We start from the raw sequence: 26,227 nt of genomic DNA on the forward strand, positions 1-26,227 counted from the left end.
TGAATGCTAAAGATTATGAAAAAGACTTTTATAAACATATTGATTGCAGGAACAGTGCTGTTTTCGGCCTCCTGCAAAAAATTCCTGACAGAGGAGAGTAAAACTAAGTTGGATGAAGATAAGGTGTACTCAAATGTCGAGCTAATAGAAACGAGCTTAAAAGGCGTATATGCTAACTGGAAAAATATCAGGACAGACGAGCAGGGCTTAATAACAATGATGGGGACCGATGAGTTACAGCAAGGTGCATTTCAAATGAAAAGCGACGCGCTAAAGGGCGGGCTGGATCGTTATGATGGAAACTTAAATTCCCTGCTCAATTATACCGCTAACCAATGGAACCTTCGCTGGCCGGTTGTAAACGAGGCCGCAAAAATGATAAGAGGCCTTCAAAAACTTAATGGCGCCCCGGGCACCAAAGAGGCCACTTTATTAGGCGAAGCCTGTTTTGTTAGGGGTTTTATGGATTTTGAGCTGGCTATGTACTGGGGAGAGATCCCTATCAGGGATTTGAACCGCGAGGCAGAGCTGGGTTTCCGCCGCCAGCCACTTAGGGATGTATGGACGTTTATTATTGATGACTTTACAAAGGCTGCAAACCTTGCCCCTGCAAAAAATGATCCCGGTAGGGCAACATCAGGCGCTGCCTGGGCTATGCTGGGTAAGGCTTACATGTCGGCACCGGAGTCGACCGGGTTACGCGATTTTGCAAAGGCTAAAGAGTGTTTCGAAAAAATGATGGGGAACTACACCTTAGTGCCGTATAAGGACCTTTGGGACTATTCAAAACCTAATACTACCGAATCTATTTTCGAGTTTCAGTTTAGCCCGATCTATCCGAACAATAATAAAGTGCAATTCCAGATAGGTTCGCGTGCGGTGCAATCGTTCTTTGGCGATGGTTGCTACTATTCGGGCTATGATAAAGTTGTGCCTACAGTGCATGCATACGAAACCGTTGCAAACGGCGGGGTATGGGAAGATGGCGACCTACGCAAAAGAGAAAGCATCCGTTATGATTTTACTTATTATGGCGAAACACCAACTTTAGAGCGAATAACGTGGGAAGACCTTGGTAATGATTATGATGAACTGAAACCTCATGTGAAAAAGTATGAGGACTTCCGTACTGATAAACACTCGGGTATGCAGATCAATAACGAGTGGAACTCCGGTAAAAACATGCCTATATTAAGGTTAGGTGATATCAAGCTTTGCTATGCGGAATGTTTGAACGAGTTAGGCAAAACAGCCGATGCTGTTAATGTTGTTAACGAAGTAAGGGCACGTGCATGGGGCGGTACTTTACCTGCCGATAAACGCTGGACTGTTGCATCACCGGATGAATTCCGCACCATGATGCTGGACGAGCGTATCCGCGAGCTTTTTGCCGAAAACTGGCGCCGTATTGATCTAATACGTACCGGTAAATTTGTTGATCGTATAAAAACGTATAACAAATGGGCTAAACAATCAGGAAGTATCCAATCATTTAATATGCTTTATCCAATACCAGATGTGGAAATGAAGCTGAATGATCAGATAACACCTGCCGACCAAAACCCAGGCTATCATTAACATTAATTGACAGGAACACATTTGCTGATCCAGACATACATTAACCAGGAGCCACCTTATTAACTTAAGGTGGTTCCTGATTTTTAAGCGTTTATGAGCTATCTGATCAGGTATAAACATAGGTAATTTAGGTATTTGTTTACTCCTGTTGATTTCTTAGTTTTATAGCGTACAAATAAACAGTATGGTTAAATTATTTGTTGGCGGTTTTCCGCTGGACATGACAGAACTGGAACTCGTTCAGCTTATCGCGCTTCATGGAGATGTGAGCACGATCAAGATCGTTCGTGATAAAAAAACGCGGGTATGCAAGGGGTATGCCTTTGTGGAAATGACAGACCGAAAAGGTGCTGAACTGGCCGTAGAAATGCTGGATGGAACCCCTTTAGGTGACCGGAAGTTAAGCATCAGTATTAAGGAAGATGAACCCGTGGCAGTTAAGCCTGCCCATGTCAATATAAGGCGTTATGATGCACCTGTTAAAGCCAAACGGCCTAGACGCCAATAGTGTTGTTAATTAAGTTAAAGTTTCCTGGTGCGATAGGGTAGATGATTACCGCTGAAAAAGTGTCATCGCGACTGAAATTTTTTCATTTTCTACTGTCATTTTTACCCTATTTTTTTTCAAAAACATCTTGGTTTTTGTTTGGCATTTTGTTTGTTTAAATGCTGACGGATACCGATTCCAAAGGTTTAATGAATTAATTGATCATTTATTTTTTAAAAGATTTTTAAAGGAGAAAATGCCATGACATTGGTTAAATTTAACAACAACAGAGGTAATAACGCATTATTGCCAGGCTTTAATGACGTTTTCGAATCAATATTTAATGATTCATTCTTTAATGAGCGCATGGTTACCCGTGTACCTGCCGTTAATATCAGCGAATCGTCAGATAACTACCATATCGAGCTTGCTGCCCCCGGCTTGAAGAAACAGGACTTCAAGATCAACGTAGACGATAATTTGCTGAACATTTCTGTAGAACAACAAACCGAAAATAACGACCGCAAGTACAACAAGCGCGAATACAGTTACAACTCGTTTGTTCGTTCGTTTACCTTACCCGATCTGGCTGATAACAACAGAATTGAAGCTACCTACGAAGATGGAATACTGAAGATAGATGTAGCTAAAAAAGAAGAGGCTAAATCCATAAGCCGCCAGATCGAGTTAAAATAAACAACTCTATCATATATTTAAAAGGTCGCCGTTTTGCGGTGGCCTTTTCTTTTATGTTTAAGTGGGACCCTTGTATTGGCGAAATACTCTTTCAGGCAGATTTTTTTAGCACTGGCGTTGCAGTGCTAAGTTTAAACATTTTTATCACCTTGCGCCTTACAGCTATTGATGGCGCATACAAGTTATCGGTTATTTCGCGCCCCAGATTTTTACGTAGCTTATTACGCAATGTGGCCCGCATATGTATCCTTACCTTGTTTTTGTGCGTTTCGCCATCTTCTTTAACCTTAGCTAACAGCTTCATAGAAAACATGGCCAGCAGGCCACCAATTATGAAGAAGTAGTTCCAGCCCTGCAGGTCAAGCATTTGTATGTTTGATATTCCATCAGCACTTTTCAATTGCAGGTTCCATAACAGTTGGTGGCTGGCAAAAAAATCGGCCATCAGTCCACCCACCATTGGGGCTATTGTAGAAAAGAAAGCTACAAGCATATTCTTAGCCGAAATATAAACAATAGCCTCGTTCTTAGGGGCCAGTTTAATGCCTATATTACTCAATGCAAGGTTAATACCGGCTGTAGATAAACCGCTAACAATATGTATTATAACAAGTATAGCCAATGTTGCCAGGTGTGACGACGGCATAGCGGTAAAAGCAAATGCCAGTATACAGGTAATATAAAGCGGCGCGCAAATATTAATAATGGTTTTGTTACTAAACCTGTCGCTATAGTTACCCCAAAGTTTTAAAAACGCGATGCTGCTTAACTGGCTGATAATGGCCAGGCCAATTACATATGATAGCGGTAGCCCAATTGTTTTAAGCATAAACACCGTAAAAAATGGCGTGGCCAAATTTAGTGCAAACGCCCAAACCGAGTTAAATACCAGCAGGTTCCTGAAGTTTTTGTTTTTAAGCGATTTACCGAACATACTCATCACCTTACCATTCATTACAGTAGGTTGTGGCTCGGGTGTGCGTAGTAACAAAAATACGCTAAACATGCCCAATACCCCCCCGGCTAAAAATAGGGTAGTATAAGCGGTGATTTCATGGGCGGGATAATGCGTTTTTACGTAATCTATACACATAGCTGTGGCTAAACTAAGTGTAACGTTTAAGGTTTGGGCAATGCGGCTGCGTTTGCTAAAGAAACTACCCAGCCTATCGCCAGGAATCAGGTCTTTCATCCACGAGTTCCAGCTGGCACCTGCTATATCACCAAATATATGCTGAAAGAAAAGCAGTACCAGTAATACCTGTATAGTTGTTGTACCTCTGAATAACAAGGGCATAACACCTATTGCAAGAAGGGGCAGTCGCGCCAGCAGGTTAAAAACCGATGTAATAATTTTACGATTATTAAATTTTTGTACCAGCCATATAGATGCCAGCTGAAAAATGGTAGTAAAGGTAGGGAGCGCCGCGAGCAAACCTAGCTGGAAGTTTGTAGCACCCATATGTATGGCCATTGCGGTTAAAAATGTACCGCTTGTAAACACAACCATTGCTTCTGCCGATAGGCCGTCGGCAATAACATATTTTAAACCTGAATTTAACTGATTGTTTGTAATTTTTTCTGAGGGGCGTAAATTCATAATAATAGTAACTGCATACAGTTACAGGGACTTTGCATTTAATAAATAGTTTAATTAGGGAACAAGCTATTAACCTGCACTTTATAACATACAAATTGCCTGTCGTAGTATCTTCTATGATAAATTTTATTTATATTATTGATTTACAGATAATTAATTTATAATTAAAAGTATGTCACTTCTGCTTTATTGGCAGAAGTGTAGAATTAAAGAAGGAGTATCTTCCGCAAAATGTGGAAGCGATGGAACAATCAGCTCTAAATTGCAGATACTAAATGTGCCATTCTATGCTCGTTATTTAAGTTTTGGTGTTAACATAAGTGGACAGTGTTGTCAATATGATGCGGTGCCACTTGTGCCATATTTTACGAATTTCATAAAATTTTCATCAAAACGCCATATTAATTTACGGAATTTTTACTGAATTAGGTCGAAATCTTATTAACTTGATGTTTGGCTTTGTTATTGTTTAATGAATTAATATTTCATATAACGATAATTATGCAAGGCAAACTGAAGATTTTTACATGGCACATTCACGGTAGTTACCTGTACTACCTTTCTCTGGGGGATTATGACATCTATATTCCTACAAAGCCCGGGAGAACCGAAGGCTATTATGGCAGGGGTGAAACGTTCCCCTTTGGTGACAATGTTATAGAGATACCTGCAAATAAGGTCAAAGATGAGCAGTTTGATTGCATTCTGTTTCAAACCAACCAAAATTATACTGTAGATCAGTTTGAAATATTATCTGCAGAACAGCGCGAGCTGCCAAAAATATACCTGGAACACGATCCTCCGCGCCAGCATCCAACAGATACTAAACACCTGATCAACGATCCCGACATAATATTGGTACATGTTACCCATTTTAATAAACTGATGTGGGATAACAACAACATACCAACCCGGGTCATAGAGCATGGTGTAACCAATACAGGCGTTATTTACACAGGCCAACTGGATAAAGGTATTGTGGTAATAAACAATTTGCCAACTCGTGGGCGTCTGCTGGGCTTAGATGTTTTCCTTGAAGCACGCAAACATGTCCCGCTGGATCTGGTGGGTATGGGTACAGGCGAATTAGGATTGGGAGAGGTGTTGCATCCGCAATTACCCGAGTTTCAGAGCCGTTACCGTTTCTTTTTTAACCCTATCCGTTATACCAGCCTTGGCTTAGCCATCTGCGAAGCAATGATGATGGGGATACCCGTTGTTGGTTTGGCAGCTACAGAGCTTTCGGCAGTAATAGATAATGGTTATTCCGGGTTTATTCATACAGATATTAATTACCTGATCGAGAAAATGAAACTGCTGATAAAGGATCCGGAACTGGCCCGGGAGATAGGTAATAATGGGCGTGAAGTAGCCATGACACGTTTTAATATAGAACGATTTACTAATGACTGGGAGCAGTTATTTACCGAAGTAACATCCCGCAAAAACGAAAAATTAATATCAGCCTAAACATATATACTATGAAATATCAAAGTAAAAGAATCGCGTTTATAAGCGAGCATGCTTCGCCCATGGCAGATCTGGGTGGTGTAGATACCGGCGGGCAAAATGTTTATGTAGCTCAATTAGCTAAGCATTTAATAGGGCGGGGGTATTTAGTTGATGTATTTACCCGCAGGGATAATGCTGAGATTGCAGATGTTGTGAATTGGGTTCCGGGTGTGCGGGTTATTAATATTAAGGCCGGCCCGGCATGCAATGTTATAAAAGAGGAGCTTTTACAGCATATGGATGAGTTTAAGGATAATATGATCGCTTTTATTGCTAAAGAGCGTTTGCATTATTCGCTGATACATGCAAACTTCTTCATGTCTGCACAGGTAGCAATGGGCATTAAAAAAGAGCTGGGTATACCTTTTGTGGTTACGTTTCATGCGTTGGGCCATGTACGCCGCATACACCAGGCCGATCAGGATAAATTCCCGGTTGAGCGCCTTTATATAGAAGAGCAGGCAGTGAAGCAAGCCGATCATATAATTGCAGAATGCCCACAAGATAGGGATGACCTGGTTCAATATTATAACGCGCCTTTAAATAAGATCAGCATCATTCCATGTGGCTTTAGCGCTAAAGAGTTCCATCCTATGGATAAACAAGCCGCACGTAAAATATTGGGTTTGCCGCAAGATGAGCACCTGATATTACAGCTGGGCCGCATGGTGCCGCGTAAAGGTGTTGATAATGTGATAGAGGCTTTAAGTAACGTAAAGAATACCAAAAAACCGATTAAATTATTAATTGTAGGGGGCGAATATGAAAAGCTGGAAGAAAACACTTGCCCCGAATATGTAAGGCTACTCAATATTGCCCGCAAGCAGAATGTGGTAGATTCGGTGATATTTACCGGGCGCAAGAACCGCAATGTGTTAAAATTTTATTACGCTGCCGCGGATGTATTTATCACCACACCGTGGTACGAACCATTTGGCATTACCCCACTGGAGGCAATGGCTTGTGGTACTCCGGTAATAGGCAGTAATGTTGGTGGTATTAAATATAGCGTTGCCGATGGCGAAACCGGTAAACTGGTTGACCCGCATAACCCCGGTATGCTTGCAGAAGCCATAACCGAAATGGTGAATGACCCGGGAACTTTAGATTGGATGAGCGAAAATGCTATTGAACGTGTAAACAGGTATTTTACCTGGGCGCAGGTGGCCGATGAAGTGCACTCACTATACAAAAAAATGACACCGATAGCTAAAGAAGGCAAACTGGTTCAACAAAAATCAAAAGCTGCTTAATTATGAAATTATGAACAAGGCGGTTTTTTTAGATAAAGATGGCACCCTTATCCCGGATATCCCTTACAATATTGATGCGGATCTAATTACCTTACAGCCTGATGCTGTTGATGGATTGAAACGTTTGCAGAATGATGGTTACCAGTTAATAATAATTTCAAATCAATCTGGCGTGGCACGGGGATTTTTTAAGGAAGACAGTTTACTGGCTGTAGAAGACAGGGTGAGAGAATTGTTTGATTTTAACGGTTTGTTTTTAAGCGGGTTTTATTACTGCCCACACCACCCATCAGGTTCAGTAAGCGCTTATGCCATCAACTGCGATTGCCGTAAGCCCATGCCCGGCATGTTGATAAAAGCTGCTGCAGAACATAATATCGACTTAACCATATCCTGGATGATAGGTGATATTTTGAACGATGTGGAAGCGGGCAACCGCGCCAATTGCCAAACAGTTTTAATTGATAATGGTAACGAAACCGAGTGGGTAAAGGGTGATTATCGCGAACCAACTATTATTTGCCGATGCATTAACGACGCCGCCGATGAAATTTTAACTAAAGTAATGGCATGAGTTTGCTGCATCTTAAAAACATTCTTTGTATCCGCCCGGATAACATGGGCGATCTGATAATGACGGCACCGGCTATGCGGGCACTAAAGGAAAGCTTTGACGCTAAAATAACAGTGCTCACTTCATCAATGGCAAAAGGTATAGTTAAACATATCCCCGAGATTGATGATGCCTTAATATTTGACATGCCCTGGGTGAAAACTCCAGATACGCCGGACGCTGAAAGCATTAACCAAATTGTGTCTGTTATAAAAGAAAGAAGTTTTGATGCGGCGGTGATATTTACTGTTTATAGTCAAAGCCCTTTACCTACTGCTATGTTGGCTTATCTGGCCGGCATCCCAAAGGTATTGGCTTATTGCCGCGAAAATCCCTACCATTTATTAACAGATTGGGTGCCCGATAAAGAACCTTACACGCTCATCGAACATCAGGTGCGCCGTGATCTTGACCTGGTAGCAACTATAGGCGCATTTACTGATAACGAAAATCTGTATTTGATGGTGCAAGAGGAGCTGTGGCAACTTATTACTAAAAAGTTAATAGAAACAGGTGTAGACATCAACAAACCCTGGTTGATATTACATGCAGGTGTAAGCGAAAGAAAGCGTGAGTATCCTATTCGAAAATGGGCAGATGCAGCGCAAAAATTGATTAGTGAAAAAGGCTATCAAATACTCCTTACCGGTTCGTTGGATGAAAAACCTTTAACTGATGCGCTGGAAAACATAATAGGGGAAGGGAGCTTTTCTGTTGCCGGATTATTTAATTTGGATGAGTTTGTTTGCCTTGTAAAACACGCCCCGATAATGTTATCAGTTAATACAGGTACGGTACATATAGCAGCTGCGGTAGGTACGCCGGTTGTTGTTTTATATGCGCAAACCAATCCGCAGCATACGCCCTGGAATGTAGCTAATAAAGTTTTACAGTTCCCTGTTCCTGCGCATTTGCACAGCAGGAATGAAGTTATTGTTCATGTAAATAATAGTCTTTATAACAAATCAATAGATCTGCCTTCTGCAGATGATATTTTAACCGCAATGGATGAGTTGCTCAACCGGCCAGGCTCACCAGCTCAACCGTTTCACGAAATACCGAATGAAAATCAGGCGATTGCAGCCAGTTAATGGTTCTGTGAACCCTTTTATCAAGCGGCCCCCATCGCTGGGGCTCCCCATCCATACTAATTACAATGCTTGGTGTCTTAAAAGCTGATGCAATATGCGATACGCCTGTACAATTAGATATCAGCATGGCTGCATTCTGAATTAATGCACCAACTGCACCCATTGATGTTTTTCCCGCAGTATTGATGGGTTCATAACGCATTTGTTTAATTACCTCATTTATAATATCCGCTTCTTCCGTAGTGCCGGTTAATACCGCTTTATAGCGCTGCTCAATACAGTAGTCGGCCAGTGATGCAAAATATTGTACCGGCCATTGCCGCCATGTACCCCTTGAACCGGGGTGAATACAAACGTAATTTTGGGGTTCAATTTTTAGCTTTAATTCATCTAACGAATTATAATCGTCAGTAGTCAGCGGGAATTCAAGATCATTGCCTTTTAATTCGATACCTAAAAAATCCATTAATAATAAGTGCCTGTCTATCTCATGCCCATAATCCGGGTAAGGCATAAACAGACCGTTATCCGGTGCGTAATGACCATCCTTTGAGTAACCCGCCACATGTTTAGCTCCCAAAAGCTCCATCATCGGGTTAATTATAGATCCGTTTCCCTGCATTTGTATCGCCAAATCAAATTCTTCCTTTTGAACAATGGAAAGAAAATTTGTAAAAGCTGCCGGTTCAAAACCCTGTTCGGGTAAACCCGGATACCCGGCGAACCTTATAAATCCGCTAAAATAATTGCTAAACCTTTCGGTGAACGATCTTGCCCAGTTTAAGCCTATTAATATTATTTCTGCGTTGGGGTATGCGCTACGCAATGCCCTAATTGCGGGTATAGCACACAGCATATCCCCCAGTTGCAAAGCCCTGAATACGGCTATCTTTTTTATTTGAGAGGGAGGGAGTTTCATCATTCTAAATAAATAATACCCGATATTTTACCGCCCCATACCATTGCCAAAACACCGATACAAACGGTATAATGATAGAGGTAACAACCATCTCTGCGATATGGTTTATTGTAAGTTTAGTAGTATATAAACGTTTTGTAATAAAAAACAGAGTAAAGCTTATCCATACAATTGATCCTGTTAGGGTTAAAATAGGTAGGCCGGTTATTAATCCTGACAGCATTAATAAAAACCCGGTAATTATAAGGTAGTATAATACAGGCGACCTTGGGTTTATTTTTTGACGATAAAGTTGAGGGTATTTTTTGTATAGCAAGGCATCAAACATGGTTTTCTTTTGCTCTTTTACACTCACACCCCATGTAGATTTGCGTACCGGGTGGGTAACCAAAGCGCTTTCTGTACGTTTTATAGGTATATTATTATTGATGAGTTTAAACTCCAGGTCGCTGTCTTCGCGCCAGGCCATACTAAACTGTTCATCAAAACCGCCTGCTTTTAATAATGCTTTTTTAGTGCAAGCGCAGTTGGCTGTAATAAAATCGGATTTTTGCAGGTTAGCGGTGTTTAACTCATAATCGGTAGGACGTTTGCTAACCGGAACAATCACCTTACCAGTAAGCGCAACATTTTCGTTGGAATCGCAATGGGCCACTATCTCTTTTAACCAATAGGCATCGGGTACGCAATCATCATCGGTAAATGCAATAATATGCCCCTTTGCATTTAGCCAACCGTAATTACGCGCGGCTGCCGGTCCCTTTTTTTGTGGCATAGCAATAAATCGTAGCGAAGGATAGTCATGCCCTGTAAGATCATCGAATATTTTTTTTGTTTCGGCGTCCGGGCCATCACTTACAACTATAACTTCATACTGGCTTTTATCAAATTTTTGCATCAGCAATGCCTCCAGGCATTTCGTTAAAAGCTGCGGACGGCGATAGGTGGGTACAACAACAGAAATTATCATATTACTTCTCAATTACGAATGATCCAATTATTAATGCATCAAATGGCGACGACCAAAAACATTCTATAGCATCCCTTGGGGTACAGACTATCGGTTTACCCAATGTGTTGAACGATGTATTTACCAATACAGGTACCCCCGTTTTGCGGTGGAAGGCTTTAAGCAGGTCATAATAATTTTTATGCTGGCGCTCATTAATGGTTTGGATCCTTGCTGTACCGTCTGTGTGTCTTACAGCAGGGATTTTGTCGGCTTTATCAGGTTTTACATCATAAATAAACAGCATAAAAGGGGAGTAGCCTGCATTTTCAAACCATTCGCCGGCTTCTTCTTCCAACACAACCGGGGCCACCGGGCGAAAATCTTCCCTGTCTTTCACCTCATTTAAACGTGCCTGCATAGCCGGGTTTATTGGTGACGCCAGTATAGAGCGGCTACCTAATGCCCTTGGTCCAAACTCCATGCGGCCCTGGTACCAGCCAATTATTTTATCTTGTACCAGTATATCAGCGGTTTCTTCGGCAATATTGTTAAGCCGGCGGTAAGGCACTTTCCAAAGTTTCATGGCCTTCTCTATTTCTTCATCGGTATATTCGGGGCCCCAATAGCAATGGTCCATCACAAAGGTTTTGTCGTTGCTTTTACGTTGTTGCGCATCAACCCAAAGCGCCGCACCCAACGCGGTACCATCATCGCCAGATGCCGGTTGCACCCAAATATTTTTAAATGCGCCCCTGTCCCTAATGCGGGCATTGGCTACACAATTAAGCGCTACACCACCTGCAAGACACAGGTTTTCTTCCTGGGTTTCTCGTTGCAGCCAGCCGGTTAGCTCCAGCATGGTTTCTTCTAATACCAATTGCAAAGAGTGCGCTATATTGAAATGGAATGATGTAAAGTCTTCATGTCTTAGGCGTTTTGGGCCAAAACGTTCTGTAAGGTTTTGATTGTTGATGGTGTATTGCCCGTTACTGCCTAATTGTACTATCTCTATAAAATCTTTAACAAACTCCGGCTTACCATACGATGCCAATGCCATTACTTTGTATTCATCTGAGGAATGCAGGAAACCTAAATGCGTGGTTACATTTTCATATAATAAACCCAGCGAATGTGGCATATTTACCTGGCCTATCCTGTTTAGTTGCTGCCCGCTGCCGGTGTTGTAAGTTGTTGTAGCCAGCTCACCACGACCGTCAACTGTCATTACCGCGGCATTTTTAAATGGCGAACAATTATATGCGCTGGCGGCATGCGAAACATGGTGTTCAACAAAGTGCCATTTATCGCGACCAATATTACAACCAATAAAACGTTGCTGCAGGTGATGGGGATAACCATCTCTTAACTGGCCCGGGGCATTAATGATCGACGAGAGGAACAGCGGCTCCCAGGGATTGCTAAACTCATCATTTAAATGAGAGCGCTTTTCTTCAAACGGGATTTCTATAGTTGATTTGCCCCGATATTGCTCACCTACCAACAGATAAGGATCGAAAGAATAAGCAATATGGTCAATATCATTTATATGAATGTCTGCAATTTTTAAACAGTAATCAATGGCATGGAACGGAAGTTCCCAGGTAGAAAATGGTACAGGGCGCTTGCCATGCTTAAAGTGAGTAAAACGTTCCTCTTCGGTAGCGGCAAGCAACATGCCATCTTTTATAATACAAGCCGCAGAATCGTGGAACGCGGCATTAATTCCTAATGTATACATCAAGCGGTAATTTCAATCAACAGTATAATTTTATCCCTTAAATGCCCAAATACATGGTGTATTTAGTACATCATCAGTAATTAAACAGGGTAAATGAATTATAGTTTTAAGAAAAAATAATTTCGAGTAGGTTAATTGATGCAATGATTAAAATATTATCTATAGTATTAATTTAAGCCTTTTGATGATACGTAATAGTTAAGTCATCTATGTCTATACAGCAAATATTAGTTTCAATATCCCCCAATAAGGGTGTAAATTTAGGGTAACAAATCAAGGCATTTACCAAACCATTACAAAATGAAAACAGACAACAGCTCTTCTTCTGCATCGGCAGTTAACTATGCAGAAGACCCACACCTGGACAAGGGAACCCAAGAGTTTTTAAAGGCACTAAACACGAGCGGAGGAGCGCCATTAGAGACACTCTCTAAAGAAGATGCACGGCAGGTATTAGTTGGCGCACAGGCCTCCGTTAAGGTCGATCTTTCGGGTGTCGAAGTTTCAGAGAAAACAATTACCGAAGACGGACAATCTGTAAAACTAACTATTGTGCGCCCCGAAGGTGTAAGTGAAGTATTACCCGTATTTATTTTTATACATGGCGGTGGCTGGATATTGGGCGATTACCCAACTCATGAGCGTTTAGTACGCGATCTTGTGGTAGCCTCTGGCGCGGTAGCGGCTTTTGTAAATTATACACCATCGCCAGAAGCACAATATCCTGTGGCTATTAACCAAATTTATGCGGCTACAAAATGGGTTGCCGAAAACGGCGCGGAAATTAATGTAGATGGCAGCAGACTGGCAGTTGTGGGTAATAGTGTTGGCGGAAATATGACCGCGGCAACCTGCCTCCAGGCAAAAGCCAAAAACGGCCCTAAGATTAGCCTGCAGGTGATGATGTGGCCTGTTACAGATGCCGGTAGAGATACTGAATCTTATCATTTATATGCGCAGGATAGATTTTTAACAGCCCCGTTGATGAACTGGATGTTTGATCAATATACCACCGATCCGGATGAACTGAAATTGATAACCGTATCTCCTTTGCAGGCCAGTATTGACGAACTTAAAGATTTGCCACCGGCGTTAATTCAGGTTGCAGAAAACGATATACTCAGAGATCAGGGTGAAGCTTACGGGCGCAAGCTGAATGAAGCAGGGGTTACCGTAACCACTGTTCGCTATAACGGAATGATCCATGACTTTGGATTGTTAAATGCCCTGGCAACACTTCCAGGTGTTGGATCGCTTATTGTGCAAGCCGGCGCGGAATTGAAAAAATACTTATTCATTTAATCATACTTATCACAATAAATTAAATCATGAAAACTAACATAGGAATTAAAGACAAAGACCGGAAAGCTGTTTCAGACCAATTAGCCAGATTATTAGCAGACGAATTTGTATTATACACAAAAACCAGAAATGCACACTGGAACATTGAAGGCCCTGATTTTCATGCTATGCATATCTTTTTCGAAAGCCAGTATGAACAATTGGATGAAGTAATGGATAGTGTTGCAGAGCGTATCCGCAAGATAGGCCATTACGCACCGGGTACTTTAACCCAACTTTTACAGCTTACCCATCTTACCGAAAAAAGCGACAGCAAAAATGATAGCCAGGGCTTTTTGAAAGAGTTGCTGGAAGATCATGAAAGTATCATTGAATTTATCAGAGGTAATATAAATGCGATAGCGGATAAATACAACGATGCAGGCACCAGTGACTTTATTACCGGGCTGATGGAAACGCACGAGGGTATGGCCTGGATGATCAGGGCTCACTTCAGATAATTTATCAGATCTTAGATGCTAAAGGACAATTATTCACATTGTTCTTTAAGCATTATTAATTTGAGATTCCCCGGACTTTATGTGGTGCTTACACACAATTGTAAACCGGGTTATCAGTCGCAAATAGGCGTATTAAATATGAAAATGTGATAAAAAGTGTGTTTTTATACAGATTGATGCACAATATGTAAAAAGAGCTATTTTGATGAATTTTATGAATTAAGTTTACTTCAGATTTCAAATCAAGGAAATCTTTTCTAATCAAAACACTTCAAATGGTCAGATGGCTGAGAGGAAGGCAAAGGCCCGCAAGTCCTTGTACAGTGGTTCGAATCCACTTCTGACCTCAAATAAACGATGCGGAAAATGGTGATTAGGCGGAATCTCTAATGAGGTTCCGCTTTTTTGTTGTAAGCTAATTTTAATTATGCTTGTAAGCTATTAAAATCTTAATCCAGGCTTGTTAAGCTGGTTAAAAACAGCAGGCTTCTTTCTTCACGCTGTTTTAATTTTGTAAATAATTCAGCCTTTTCGGGCATCATTAGTGTTTCAGCATAAAAGCTCAATTTTTCATAACTTTTTATTTTAAAATCAATTACCTTTCTCATCCAGATACAAAACCAGGCTTTCTCTTCGGCTTCAGAGCAGCGCAATAAAGAGTTATTAAAATCTGTGATCAATTTCTCAAAAGCAGCATTTGTATGTAACTCCTTATCTAAATATTCATCTCTGAAATAAACTTCAAGGTGAAGAATATTTTGGTTGGTATGATGATAATACTTAAGTATAACTATTTTAAGATCTAACGAATGAACATCATTTACCCAATCAAATAACAATAATTTTAGCTGCATTTCTGCACTTATTAACTCTCCCGAATTCTTGTCTAACATTGTGAGAAAAGTGCTTTTAAAATTATTTTTATTTGTCATCATGTACAGACCAAATTAATTGCTTTAGCACTAATGAGGGCAGTAGGTAATCGTCCTAATCATTATAAGAAAGAAATTAAATAGTTTGAACTTAAATTAAGGTTATACTTATATGTAAGTACTGAGTATACAGAAGCATCTGACAATTGATTACCATCTATATCTTGTATAACCGGATCAACAATTTTTAACTGAATGGTTCTAACCAGCAGGTTTGCCTGTAATGGACTTAATGTGTTTTTCCTCCAGTATGGGTTAATAATATTAAGGTTGCCGGTAACAGTTTCATTAGCTACCTGGCGTGTAAGTATAGCACTTGTTTTGAAACCAACGCTTGAGCCCTTGTCCATATGAGCATTGATCTGAAAACCTATTGTTTTATTAGGGCCACCATATAAGCTTCTGAAACCGATCATCAAACCCGGGCCTGAATTATATTCAGTCCTGGCGCTATTTATAACAATGTTTTTAAATTCATCAGTATATGTCTCGGCTTCAAAGTCAATACCGGCCGAAGGCGGGGTTCCGTCACTATATCCAGCATATGGTGCTTCTAAAAGCAGCCCGTCAACACTGGTTACAGAGATGCCATTTCTGCGGTTATTTCTGCAATAGGCGTTATAAATTTTAATGTTTTTATTAGTGATCTTATCTTTTGCTGCCAAATAAATACCATCTCCCCAGCAATTAGTAACACGTATACCGTTTATAGTAATGTTATAAGCCCCATATAAGCCCAGCCCTTGTCCCCATTCTCCATTGTCCCCAATATGGTTATTTTTATCTCCAACAAGTACTGGGTTGTTTAAAGTAATATTTCCTGCATTTGAAATTCTTAATATGGTATAGTTACCGCTTGATGTAGGTTTTAACAGTAGCTGAGAGCCCGTCAAAAATGTAATTGTTTTATTAGACCCAATGAGCAACCCTTTATCATTAACCATGATGGGGAATGCCGGGAAAACTATTTCAGAATTCTTGTTTATTGCATCCTGCAAATAAGCGGTGTAGTCTCTGGACCCATCTCTTACATAGTTTGATGGTAAAGAACGTGTTACATCATAACCTGTAACAGGGATAGCGGTTGCGCTAAATTTTGTTTTAAGAAAAGGACTCTTTGCGGTGTCGTACTTGTCGACTGCAAGGTCATCTACGTTTTCTTTTTTACATCCCTGATAAACAATAGTTTGTGCAAGTAGGATTGGTATTACCAATAATTGCTTAATTCTAAAAGTAAAGTTTTTTGCTTTCATAGGGCCCAAAATTACAAGCTTATGTTATAGGGCTGATAAGCAATTTTAGGCACATTAATGTGTAATTATTTGTTCAAGCCAAATACTATTATTATAGTTTAACTTGAGCCGTATTATGTTCGGAAATTGTATAACGTTTAGAAATTTAATTACAAAAGATAGGAGTAATTTAGTGATGCATAATAATAGTTTAGTATAACCATGAAAAAGGTGCTGGTAATTGATGATGACCCAATGTATCACCGTATTATGCAACTTATGCTTAGTAAGTATCAGCTATTTGAACCTAGCTTCTATTTTAACGCAACCGAGGTATTGGATTATCTTGAAAAAAACAGAAATACAGTTAACAACCTTCCTGATGTTATAATTAGTGATCTGTATATGCCAAAAATGACGGGCTTGAAATTTTTGGAAATGTTAAAAGAAATATATCCGTTGTTGAGTAAAAAAATTATTATTTATATCGTTTCATCTTCTATAGACCCCAAGGATTTAGCATGTTCAAAAGAATATGAATTTGTAAAAGCATATTTTGTTAAACCTGTTACCCGGGAAATACTGATGGAAATAGCACAAACCCCTGAATAATGATCTTTATTTTTAAAACTGGCGGGCTACTATTTAATATAGCCATTCAACTGTTTTGTACATTCAATGTACCCAATAATTACATTGAGCAGGCTCCTGTTGATAATGTATATGAGGTAATTAACAGCTTGCCAAAAAATTATGTACGCGATGGTAGTGTAGATTATACTTCAGCATTGCAGGCTGCCATATATGAGCACAAAAATTTACTTTTTCCTTCCTTTCCATTATTGGTAAATGATAACGGGCTGCTCATTGGCTCAAACAAAACACTCACCTTTTTACCGGGTAGCGAAATACGGCTAAAAGGCTCTGATAAAAAAAGATATAACATCATCAAAATGGAAAGGGCTGTAAATGTTATTATAAACGGTTTGTTTATAAAAGGAGACAGATACACACATAAAGATACCAGGGGAGAATGGGGAATGGGCTTAGGTATTTATTCGTGCAGCAACATTACCTTAAATAATATAAAAATTGTTGATTGCTGGGGAGATGGGATTTACCTGGGAAATGCCGGTGGAAACGGCCCGCCGAATTATAATGTTTTAATAAAAGAGCCCGAAATAAGTAACTGCCGAAGAGATGGGGTTTCAATAATTACTGCCAGGCGTTTAACAATAATATCACCGCATGTTACCGGCACTAATGGTACTTTGCCTATGTGTGGTATTAATTTTGAACCAAACAACCCTTTTGATGAACTTCAACAGATTAATGTAATAGATCCATCTACCGAAGACAACGTTGGATCTGGTATTTCTATAGGGATAAAAAATTTGTATGGTATGTCATCTAAAAACATTGATATAGCCATTATTCGCCATAAGGATAAAGGGTCTGGGATTGCTCTTAAAATTCATAATTACCTAAGCAGGCGAAAGCTAGCCGAGACAGTTACCGGAAGCATTACCGTTACAAACCCGGTGTGGGCAAAAAATTCAAATTGCGCCATGCGGGCAATTCTATACGACCCCAATTTAAAACTATTTATAAGCACGCCAAGGGTAACAGATCTGCGGGGAAACAGCTTAACGCGCAGTGCAATATTTGATCGTCTTACAGCCGGTCCAAACGTGAATAAAGAAGCACAAATTAGCGTCAGATTTTAACTTATTATTTCCCGGAATTATTAATGTAATAGATATCATATTATTATTTCCGGCAATGGTCATGTTACACTTTTATTGTGTAGTTAATTGTTATGCTTAGTGTGTTTAACTTATTCGGTTTTCATTCTTTCTAATGTTTTCAATTTGTTAAATAGGTGTAAAATAAAAGCTTTTTACATTGTATAACAGTTCTTTATAGTTAAATGTGACCTGTTTTATTTTCGTTTGAAATTTTTTATACACGAAAGTGTGATAAAAAGTGTATCGGATGCACGACTTGTTATACAATCATGTAAAGGGTATTTTACCTTGCGTATTTAATATATAAGTTTGTTTCAACATAAAGAAATAGACAATAATATGAGCACGAAAATTACAAAATTGAACAGGTTTATCTGGGTTATTCTGTGTCTCCCATTAATAACAGGATCATGCAGTACCAACAGGAATTTGGTGTATTTCAGCGATATGCAAAATAGTACCAAATACACAAAAAATGTGACCAAATTATTGGAAGATAGCGAACCCAGAATACAGCCTAACGATTTGCTCAATATTAGAGTTAATACAATAAGTGCAGAGTCTAATACTTTGTTTAACAATATAAGTTATACAAATAGTAATAATTATGATCTTATAAAATCTGGTTACCGGGTAGATAAGGCGGGCGAGATAAGCTTCCCTGTTTTAGGCCAGGTTAAATTAGGAGGGCTGACAGTAGAGGAGGCCAAAGTTAAATTAGTTAAGATCTTAAGCGATTATACTAAAAACCCGGTTGTAAACCTTGATTTTATCAACTTTAAGGTTACCGTAATTGGCGAAGTGCTGCGGCCGGGTACTTATACAGTTAATGATGAAAGTATAACCTTGTTAGGTGCACTTGGTTTAGCCGGCGATATGACGCCATATGCCAAAAGAAATAACGTACTAATTGTTCGCGAAACTAATGGGGTGAGAACAACCGAAAGGATAAACCTAAACAGCAGTGAAATTTTTGAATCAAAATATTATTACCTGAAACAAAACGATATCGTATATGTAGAGCCGGAAAAAGCAAAATTACTTCAAACAGATCAAAACAATCGTTTTATACCAATAATTGCAGCTTCTATGTCTGTTATTGCAGTTGTTGTGAGCATCTTATTAAGAAACTAAAAAATTATTTAAGTATAAAACATAACTGTAAGAAATGAAAAATTTGCCTAAATATCTTAAACACTGGTATTACTTTTTAATAAGTGTAGTATTCTTTATCGGCTTGGCAGTGTTGTATATAATGTATGCCACGCCCGTTTACAAAGTAACTGCAACCATACTAATTCAGGACGACAAAAAAGGTGACGGGATGCTTAAACAAACCGCTTTTAGTGATCTGAATATGTTTCACACCGTTAAGAACGTTGATAATGAGATCCAGCTGTTAAAATCATATAACTTGTTAGAAAAAGTTTTCAAGCAACTATCATTAGACAGCCGTTATTATACCAATGGAACGTTTAGAGAAAAGGAAATATACGGGCGCGACGTGCCGGTTAAAGTAGCCATAACTAAACTATACAATGGAGCTTACGATATTGAACCCAAAATTGTTATTTTAGATGATAGTACATTTACATATTTAGCAGATAAAGACGAAAGAGCGGTAACCTATCAGTTCGGCCAACTTATCCGCGAACCACAATATGAGTGCAGGGTATTTAAATCCTCAACTTTTAAAATAACCAACAAACCAATTTATTTTAAATTTAATAACTTAAAATCAATGGCCCGGGCTTATGCCAATGGCAGGTTAGAAATAGCACCGGTAATAAAAGATGCAAATACTATTTCTTTAGGTGTAAGTGATGCAATATCTCAAAGAGGGATAGATATACTTAACACCCTAATAACAGCTTACAATCAAAATAATGTAGAAAGCAAAAGTAAGCTTGCCCTGGCCACAATCCAATTTATTGATGACCGTATTAAGTATTTGGGTAGAGATTTATCTACAGTAGAACAAAATGTTGCCCAATACAAGCAAAATAACATGGTTACAGATGTAAATGCTGATGCCCAGGTTAATTTGCACCGGGCCGATGATTATAGCTCTGAATTAGGGAAAATAGATCTTCAGTTAAAAATGCTTGACGCCACTGAAACTTACTTTAATCAATCGGTAAACCAATCTACTTTAGTTCCGAGTACACTGGCTATTCAGGATGCAACTTTATCAGCACTTATTAACAGGTATAATAGCCTGCAGCTCGACTATCAGAACTTATTGGGTGTAAATGAACCAAATAACCCACTGGTAATTAATGCAAAACAGCAATTAATTAACCTAAAACAAAGCATCCAGGAGAATCTGCGGAATATTAAAAAAGGCTTGCAGTTAAGCTATAATAATTTGGCCTCAAATACTGCCAGGTTTGAATCGAAGGTTAAAACAGTGCCTACAATTGAGAAGGAATTGCTACAACGTAACAGGCAGCAGGATGTTAAAGAAAGCTTGTTTGCTTACCTGGTACAAAAACGCGAAGAAACTGCGCTTTCATTAACTGCTGCACAAACAGATGCGCAGGTAATAAACAGCCCCAATACAGGCGATGGCCCGGATAGCCCTAAAAAACCGCTGATAATCTTATACTCATTTATTTTAGGACTTATAGTACCTGCCTTTGTTATACAGGGTAAAGAGCATTTAAATAAAAAAGTGCAGCACGTAAGCGAGTTAAAACTTTTGCCAAGCGTACGCATATTGGGAGAGCTAAGCCACTCAAAAGATAAGATGAGTTTGGTAGTAAAAAAGGGCAGTCGTACAAATATATCCGAGCTGTTTAAGTACATCAGGGTAAATTTAAATTGTGATACTACAAATGGTGTCAGCAGGGTACTAATGGTAACTTCAAGCATGCAAGGGGAAGGTAAAACCTTCGTTAGCTTAAATCTTGGTGCAACATTAGCCCTTACAGATAAAAATGTTGTGTTGCTTGAGTTTGATTTGCGGAAGCCGGACTTATTAAATAGATTGAAACTAGACAGCAAGCCTGGAATAACAGAATATTTAAATTCAGAAGACACCAATTTATCTGATATTATCAGACCATCAGGAGTGGCGAACAACTTGTGGGTAATTGGAAGTGGGAAACTGCCGCAAGATCCGTCAGAAGAATTACTTAATCCGAAGCTAGATCAGCTTTTTGAAACGCTGAAAAAGAAGTTTGATTATATCATTATAGATACGTCGCCGGTTGGCCTTGTTGCTGATGCCTTTAGTTTTGAAAGGCACGTAGATGCTACGCTTTACGTGGTGAGGTATAATTATACCAATAAGATGTACCTGAATACAATTGAAGACATATTTAAAAATAGTAAGCTCACCAACCCAATGATTGTTTTAAACGATGCACGGCCCGAAAATTTAGAAAATTACGGATATGCAAGTACTGATTACGTTTATTCGGAATAATATTATTCGGGATAATATATTGTAAGTAATGTCCTTTTGATGCCAGATAAAACTGGCCTGTTATCGTCACTATACCAAAATTATAAGCCGATCCTAAAACAGAAAGCTCCGGTAATTAATGCCACTGCTTACTGTGTGCCCCAAAAACAGAAGGTTTTTAGCCTTCAAAAAAACAGAAGGGTCCTTTGGCCTTCAAAAAAATAAAAAGTTAGCTAATCGGCATGTAACCGAGATGGCGAAGCCATATACCACCACTATACCTAAACTAAGAAAACGATTTTTTAGTATCTGTCCAGGAATTTTCTTAAACAAAAAATATTATGGAATTGGTTTACATCACAAAAAAGAACTTGTCCAGGCGTTGGTTGGTCATCTATACCCGCCCACGCTGGGAGAAAAAAGTAAGTCAGCTATTAGATACGCAGGGTATAATATCTTACTGCCCTGTAAGAAAGATAGAGAATCAATGGGCTGATCGAAAAAAAATAGTGGAGGTTCCGCTATTTGCCTCTTATGTATTCACAAAGGTAAACGCCCTTGAAGAATGCAAAGTAAGGCAAACCCTTGGTGTTATAAATTTTATATACTACCAGGGCAAACCGGCAGAAGTTCAGGATAAGGTGATCGAAGATATTCGTCACTTCTTAAATATTTGCCCGGATATGGAGGTTGTTAGCCTTAATAACTTATCTGTTGGGGATAAAGTCAGGATAAAAAATGGCGCCTTTAATAACCACGAAGGTGAGATAATAGAAATTCAAGGTAAACATGTGCTAATGATGCTTGATAATCTTGGTTGTTATTTGGTAGCCAGGGTGCCGGTTAATAATATCATTATCGCTTAACACTAAACTTTTATGAATAATCAGATTATTGATAACCCTAAAATAGCAATTATAGGATTGGGATATGTTGGCCTTCCGTTGGCTGTAGAATTTGCAAAACAATATAAAGTTTTTGGAATGGATACCAGCACAACGCGGATAAATGACCTTAAAGAATACCGCGACCGTACATTAGAAATTACCCCTGAAGAATTGCAGGACGTAGTTACTTTTGATTGCACCACCACAAAAGGGTTATATCTTACCACCCAAATGGAGCAGACAAGAAATTGTTCTGTATTTATAATAACAGTACCAACGCCGGTTGATAAAAACAACCGCCCCGATTTAACCCCGCTTTTTAAAGCGAGCGGCATGGTTGGCAAAATGTTAAAAAAAGGTGATATCGTTGTTTATGAGTCAACGGTATATCCTGGGGTAACAGAGCAGGAATGCGTGCCTGTGCTTGAAAAACATTCGGGATTAAAATTTAACGTTGATTTTTTTGCCGGATACTCTCCTGAGCGGATCAATCCGGGCGATAAAGAACATACCGTTTCTCTTATCAAAAAGGTTACATCAGGATCTACCGAAGAAACCGCTGAACGTGTAGATAGTTTATACAGGTCTATTATTAAAGCAGGAACCCATAAGGCCTCATCTATAAAAGTGGCTGAAGCTGCAAAAGTGATTGAAAATGCTCAGCGGGATATAAATATTGCTTTTGTGAATGAATTAGCCAAGATTTTTAATAGACTGGGTATTAGTACAAGCGAAGTTTTAACAGCTGCCGGTACTAAATGGAATTTCTTACAATTTAAACCAGGCTTAGTAGGAGGCCACTGTATAGGGGTAGACCCGTATTATCTGGCACAAAAAGCGCAGGAGGTTGGATATCACCCCGAAATAATTTTAGCCGGAAGAAGGTTAAATGATGGCATGGGCAGTTACGTAGCCGATGAATTGATCAAATACATGCTGTTAAATGGCATACAGGTATTAAATAGTAAAATATTAATACTGGGCTTTACTTTTAAAGAAGACTGCCCGGATACCCGTAATACAAAAGTTATTGATATCGTTAACCGGCTTAAAAGTTATCAAGCCAAGGTTTTTATTCAAGACCCATGGGTTAACGTGCAAAAAGTAGAAGAAGAGTACGGAATTGAATTTGACAGTAATAATGGCACCCCCAAAAAGTATGATGCTATTATTATGGCCGTTGCTCATAAAGCCTTTAAGGATATTGACATTAAGCCAATGCTTATGAAGCATACTGTTGTGTATGATCTTAAGGCAACCCTGCCGGATAACGTGGTGAATTTTCGTTTGTAACCTTTAACTATAAAAACAATATGACCAACTACAGTTTACCTTATCACGGTGATAAGGAATTATCTAACTATTCATTTTTAGTAACAGGAGGCGCGGGGTTTATCGGAACAAATCTGGTTGAGTACCTTTTAAAGTACGGAGCTGGTCATGTTCGTGTGCTGGATAATTTTTCGACAGGCCTTAGAGAAAATGTAGACAGATTTTTCCTGCATAGTAATTTCGAATTAATAGAAGGTGACATAAGAGATTATGACACCTGTGAAATGGCTGTTAAAGGAATGGATTTTGTGTTACATCAGGCCGCTTTGGGGTCGGTACCAAGGTCAATTGCAGATCCGGTAACAACTAATGAGGTTAACATCTCCGGGTTTTTAAATGTGATGCTTGCATCAAGTAAAGAAAACGTAAAAAGAGTAGTTTATGCCGCTTCTTCATCTACTTATGGTGACAGTGCCGAACTGCCTAAGGTTGAAGAGCGTATTGGCAAACCATTATCGCCATATGCTATCACCAAATATGTTAATGAACTTTACGCAAGTGTATTTGCAGATGTTTTTAACTTGGAAACTATTGGCCTGCGTTATTTTAATGTATTTGGTAAACGGCAAAACCCAGAGGGCGCTTATGCTGCAGTTATTCCCAAATTTGTAAAGCAACTTATGAATTATGAAAGCCCGGTTATTAATGGCGATGGCAGCACATCCCGCGATTTTACCTACATTGATAATGTAGTGCAAATGAACATTAAAGCCGCGTTAACTGATGACTTAACAGCTGTTAACCAGGTATATAATGTGGCCGTTGGCGAACGTACAACACTAAACGAATTAATAAATCTGCTTAAGAAATATTTGGCAGAAATTGATCCTCAGATTGGGGATGTGCAAATTAAATACGGGCCTGAAAGGGCGGGTGATATAGCGCATTCACTTGCAAGTATTGATAAAGCGGTAAGGTTATTAGACTATCAGCCGCATTATAATATCGCACAAGGTCTTCAGGAAGCTATTCACTGGTATGCAAGAGAACAACAGGCCTCCTGACCGGCAACTGCAGCGCGAAGGCGTAAATGCCTTTAAGTGGGCGCTGGTTGATAAGTTCGGATCACAAGTTATTGTGTTGATGAACACACTGGTGCTGGCCAGGCTGCTTGACCCGCATGATTTTGGACTTATAAGTGTACTTTATATTTTCATGTCCATTTCCAGTGCCTTTGTAGATAGCGGAATGGGAGGGGGACTGATTAGGAAACAAGATCTGAGCAATACCGATTGTAATACCTTTTTCTTATTCAATATTTTCACCGGGGTGTTTTTTTATGGATTGCTGTTTTTCTTAGCACCAGTTATCGCTAATTTTTATCACGAACCAACGCTTGTTATGCTGATTAGAATACTAAGCATAACTGTATTGGTCAACGCGGTAAGTTTAATTCATAAAAGTTTACTAGTTAAAAATTTAAGATATAAACTGGTTACAAGGGCATCGTTCCTGGCAGCTATATTAAGTACTATAATTGCCTTAATATTAGCTTGGAAAGGGTTTGGGGTATGGTCGTTATTAACACTGCAAGTATCCCAATCTATATTCTATATGCTTTTATTATGGAAGTTTTCCGGATGGCTCCCAGGCCTTAAATTCTCCTGGGCATCATTTAAAGAACTATACGGATTTGGATTTGGTTTATTTTTAACGGCATTAGTAAATATTATATACGCCAATATTTATCAGCCGCTAATAGGTAAGTTTTTCTCCATTGCCTATTCGGGATACTTTTATCAGGCTAAAAGGTTATATGAGGTGCCGGTATTATCTATTTCTTCTGTAGTTGACTCTGTTACTTATCCAATATTGGTTAGATATCAAAACAACAGGGAAGGGCTGGTTGAGAATTACCAAAAGATTGTGCGCTTGTTATTATTTGTATCAATCCCCATTATTATAACAATAGGTTTTTTGGCCCACCCGCTGGTGTTGGTATTGCTTGGTAAAAAATGGTTATTCTCTGCAGATCTGCTGCAAATATTGAGTTTTTCGGGTATATTTCTTATCCTGGAAACTATTAACGGTAGCCTAATGAAAGTTGAAGGCCGCACCAAACTGATATTTAAACTGGAAGTGCTTAAAAAGGTTATTATAACCATTAACATTATTATTTTTTGCCAGTTTGGGATTAAAACACTGGTTTACGGCATAGTTATAAATTCCTTTATATCGTTTGTAATCAATCAGTATTTCACCAGCATCAGAATAGCCAGTTATAAAAAATTATTTACCCTGTTTATAATTGGTTCAATAATGGCAATAGTGATACTGAATCTTGCAAGGGTAATACTCAATCCATATTATGCCATATTACTGGGAGGTATAAGCGGCATTTTAACCTATTTAGCAGCAAGCTATTTGCTGAAATTTCCAGAGCTACGGTGGATCTTCATGATCATAACCAATAAAATTAAAACTGTTTCTTAACTGTTTATACTGT

Annotated in this window: 23 protein-coding genes and 1 tRNA gene; 18 read left to right on the plus strand and 6 right to left on the minus strand. The window is 39.2% G+C overall.

From position 1 onward, the window contains the following. Positions 1–15: 15 nt before the first annotated feature. The 3 genes from NPE20_RS01075 (at position 16) to NPE20_RS01085 (ending at position 2,761) form a co-directional block, all read left to right on the plus strand. The gene (locus NPE20_RS01075) at positions 16–1,578 is read left to right on the plus strand and encodes a RagB/SusD family nutrient uptake outer membrane protein (RefSeq protein ID WP_256536740.1); all 1,563 of its coding nucleotides are present in this window, start codon (positions 16–18) and stop codon (positions 1,576–1,578) included. 184 nt (positions 1,579–1,762) lie between these two features. Further along, positions 1,763–2,086, plus strand: a complete 324-nt coding sequence (locus NPE20_RS01080) for an RNA recognition motif domain-containing protein (protein WP_256536741.1) — start codon at positions 1,763–1,765, stop codon at positions 2,084–2,086. Positions 2,087–2,326: 240 nt separating this feature from the next. Further along, positions 2,327–2,761: an Hsp20/alpha crystallin family protein gene (locus tag NPE20_RS01085; protein ID WP_256536742.1), complete on the plus strand. Its 435-nt coding sequence runs from the start codon at positions 2,327–2,329 to the stop codon at positions 2,759–2,761. 91 nt (positions 2,762–2,852) lie between these two features. Here NPE20_RS01085 and NPE20_RS01090 read toward each other — a convergent pair whose 3' ends face one another. Further along, the gene (locus NPE20_RS01090) at positions 2,853–4,361 is read right to left on the minus strand and encodes an MFS transporter (protein WP_256536743.1); all 1,509 of its coding nucleotides are present in this window, start codon (positions 4,359–4,361) and stop codon (positions 2,853–2,855) included. A gap of 501 nt (positions 4,362–4,862) precedes the next feature. Here NPE20_RS01090 and NPE20_RS01095 point away from each other — a divergent pair. The 4 genes from NPE20_RS01095 to NPE20_RS01110 are packed head-to-tail and all read left to right on the plus strand — an operon-like array spanning position 4,863 to position 8,830. Next, on the plus strand, positions 4,863–5,831 hold the full coding sequence (locus NPE20_RS01095) for a glycosyltransferase family 4 protein (RefSeq protein ID WP_256536744.1): 969 nt from the start codon (positions 4,863–4,865) through the stop codon (positions 5,829–5,831). Between the two features lie 11 nt (positions 5,832–5,842). Next, positions 5,843–7,126: a glycosyltransferase family 4 protein gene (locus NPE20_RS01100; RefSeq protein ID WP_256536745.1), complete on the plus strand. Its 1,284-nt coding sequence runs from the start codon at positions 5,843–5,845 to the stop codon at positions 7,124–7,126. A gap of 10 nt (positions 7,127–7,136) precedes the next feature. Then, positions 7,137–7,700 carry a D-glycero-alpha-D-manno-heptose-1,7-bisphosphate 7-phosphatase gene (locus NPE20_RS01105; protein ID WP_256536746.1) on the plus strand — a complete coding sequence of 188 codons (564 nt, stop codon included), beginning with the start codon at positions 7,137–7,139 and terminating at the stop codon, positions 7,698–7,700. Next, positions 7,697–8,830, plus strand: coding sequence for a glycosyltransferase family 9 protein (locus tag NPE20_RS01110; RefSeq protein WP_256536747.1), 1,134 nt, complete (start codon positions 7,697–7,699; stop codon positions 8,828–8,830). The genes NPE20_RS01105 and NPE20_RS01110 overlap by 4 nt, the downstream gene beginning before the upstream one ends. Here NPE20_RS01110 and NPE20_RS01115 read toward each other — a convergent pair. Genes NPE20_RS01115 through NPE20_RS01125 form a run of 3 tightly spaced genes read right to left on the minus strand, consistent with a single transcriptional unit; the run spans position 8,757 to position 12,439 of the window. Continuing rightward, the gene (locus tag NPE20_RS01115) at positions 8,757–9,752 is read right to left on the minus strand and encodes a glycosyltransferase family 9 protein (RefSeq protein ID WP_256536748.1); all 996 of its coding nucleotides are present in this window, start codon (positions 9,750–9,752) and stop codon (positions 8,757–8,759) included. The genes NPE20_RS01110 and NPE20_RS01115 overlap by 74 nt on opposite strands. Before the next feature lies 1 nt (position 9,753). After that, positions 9,754–10,719: a glycosyltransferase family 2 protein gene (locus NPE20_RS01120; protein WP_256536749.1), complete on the minus strand. Its 966-nt coding sequence runs from the start codon at positions 10,717–10,719 to the stop codon at positions 9,754–9,756. Position 10,720: 1 nt separating this feature from the next. Beyond that, the gene (locus tag NPE20_RS01125) at positions 10,721–12,439 is read right to left on the minus strand and encodes a carbamoyltransferase family protein (protein ID WP_256536750.1); all 1,719 of its coding nucleotides are present in this window, start codon (positions 12,437–12,439) and stop codon (positions 10,721–10,723) included. 300 nt (positions 12,440–12,739) lie between these two features. Between NPE20_RS01125 and NPE20_RS01130 the strand changes: the two genes are divergently transcribed. The 3 genes from NPE20_RS01130 to NPE20_RS01140 all read left to right on the plus strand — a co-directional run bounded on the left by NPE20_RS01130 (position 12,740) and on the right by NPE20_RS01140 (position 14,588). Beyond that, on the plus strand, positions 12,740–13,741 hold the full coding sequence (locus tag NPE20_RS01130) for an alpha/beta hydrolase (RefSeq protein WP_256536751.1): 1,002 nt from the start codon (positions 12,740–12,742) through the stop codon (positions 13,739–13,741). Positions 13,742–13,767: 26 nt separating this feature from the next. Beyond that, positions 13,768–14,241: a Dps family protein gene (locus NPE20_RS01135; RefSeq protein WP_256536752.1), complete on the plus strand. Its 474-nt coding sequence runs from the start codon at positions 13,768–13,770 to the stop codon at positions 14,239–14,241. A 277-nt stretch (positions 14,242–14,518) separates the two neighbouring features. Further along, positions 14,519–14,588, plus strand: a tRNA-Cys gene (locus NPE20_RS01140). A gap of 102 nt (positions 14,589–14,690) precedes the next feature. Here the strand turns inward: NPE20_RS01140 and NPE20_RS01145 are convergent. Then, positions 14,691–15,176 carry a hypothetical protein gene (locus NPE20_RS01145; RefSeq protein WP_256536753.1) on the minus strand — a complete coding sequence of 162 codons (486 nt, stop codon included), beginning with the start codon at positions 15,174–15,176 and terminating at the stop codon, positions 14,691–14,693. Between the two features lie 59 nt (positions 15,177–15,235). Next, the gene (locus tag NPE20_RS01150; protein ID WP_256536754.1) at positions 15,236–16,426 is read right to left on the minus strand and encodes a right-handed parallel beta-helix repeat-containing protein; all 1,191 of its coding nucleotides are present in this window, start codon (positions 16,424–16,426) and stop codon (positions 15,236–15,238) included. 201 nt (positions 16,427–16,627) lie between these two features. On the opposite strand from NPE20_RS01150, the gene NPE20_RS01155 reads away from it, so the two are divergent. The 8 genes from NPE20_RS01155 to NPE20_RS01190 all read left to right on the plus strand — a co-directional run bounded on the left by NPE20_RS01155 (position 16,628) and on the right by NPE20_RS01190 (position 26,214). After that, a complete protein-coding gene (locus NPE20_RS01155; RefSeq protein WP_256536755.1) occupies positions 16,628–17,017 on the plus strand; it encodes a response regulator in 390 nt (129 codons plus the stop codon). Next, on the plus strand, positions 17,017–18,132 hold the full coding sequence (locus NPE20_RS01160; protein WP_256536756.1) for a right-handed parallel beta-helix repeat-containing protein: 1,116 nt from the start codon (positions 17,017–17,019) through the stop codon (positions 18,130–18,132). The genes NPE20_RS01155 and NPE20_RS01160 overlap by 1 nt, the downstream gene beginning before the upstream one ends. 498 nt (positions 18,133–18,630) lie before the next feature. Further along, positions 18,631–19,287 carry a polysaccharide biosynthesis/export family protein gene (locus NPE20_RS01165; protein WP_256536757.1) on the plus strand — a complete coding sequence of 219 codons (657 nt, stop codon included), beginning with the start codon at positions 18,631–18,633 and terminating at the stop codon, positions 19,285–19,287. 34 nt (positions 19,288–19,321) lie between these two features. Next, positions 19,322–21,583 (plus strand): GumC family protein, encoded by a 2,262-nt coding sequence (locus tag NPE20_RS01170; protein WP_256536758.1) that lies wholly within the window; start codon positions 19,322–19,324, stop codon positions 21,581–21,583. Between the two features lie 320 nt (positions 21,584–21,903). Continuing rightward, the gene (locus tag NPE20_RS01175) at positions 21,904–22,428 is read left to right on the plus strand and encodes a UpxY family transcription antiterminator (protein WP_256536759.1); all 525 of its coding nucleotides are present in this window, start codon (positions 21,904–21,906) and stop codon (positions 22,426–22,428) included. 12 nt (positions 22,429–22,440) lie between these two features. Continuing rightward, on the plus strand, positions 22,441–23,742 hold the full coding sequence (locus NPE20_RS01180; protein ID WP_256536760.1) for a nucleotide sugar dehydrogenase: 1,302 nt from the start codon (positions 22,441–22,443) through the stop codon (positions 23,740–23,742). 20 nt (positions 23,743–23,762) lie between these two features. Further along, positions 23,763–24,785, plus strand: a complete 1,023-nt coding sequence (locus tag NPE20_RS01185; protein ID WP_256536761.1) for an SDR family oxidoreductase — start codon at positions 23,763–23,765, stop codon at positions 24,783–24,785. Continuing rightward, positions 24,760–26,214, plus strand: coding sequence for a lipopolysaccharide biosynthesis protein (locus tag NPE20_RS01190; RefSeq protein ID WP_256536762.1), 1,455 nt, complete (start codon positions 24,760–24,762; stop codon positions 26,212–26,214). The genes NPE20_RS01185 and NPE20_RS01190 overlap by 26 nt, the downstream gene beginning before the upstream one ends. The last annotated feature ends 13 nt before the right edge of the window (positions 26,215–26,227 follow it).

The organism is Mucilaginibacter aquariorum, from assembly GCF_024498135.1.
Lineage (GTDB): Bacteria > Bacteroidota > Bacteroidia > Sphingobacteriales > Sphingobacteriaceae > Mucilaginibacter > Mucilaginibacter aquariorum.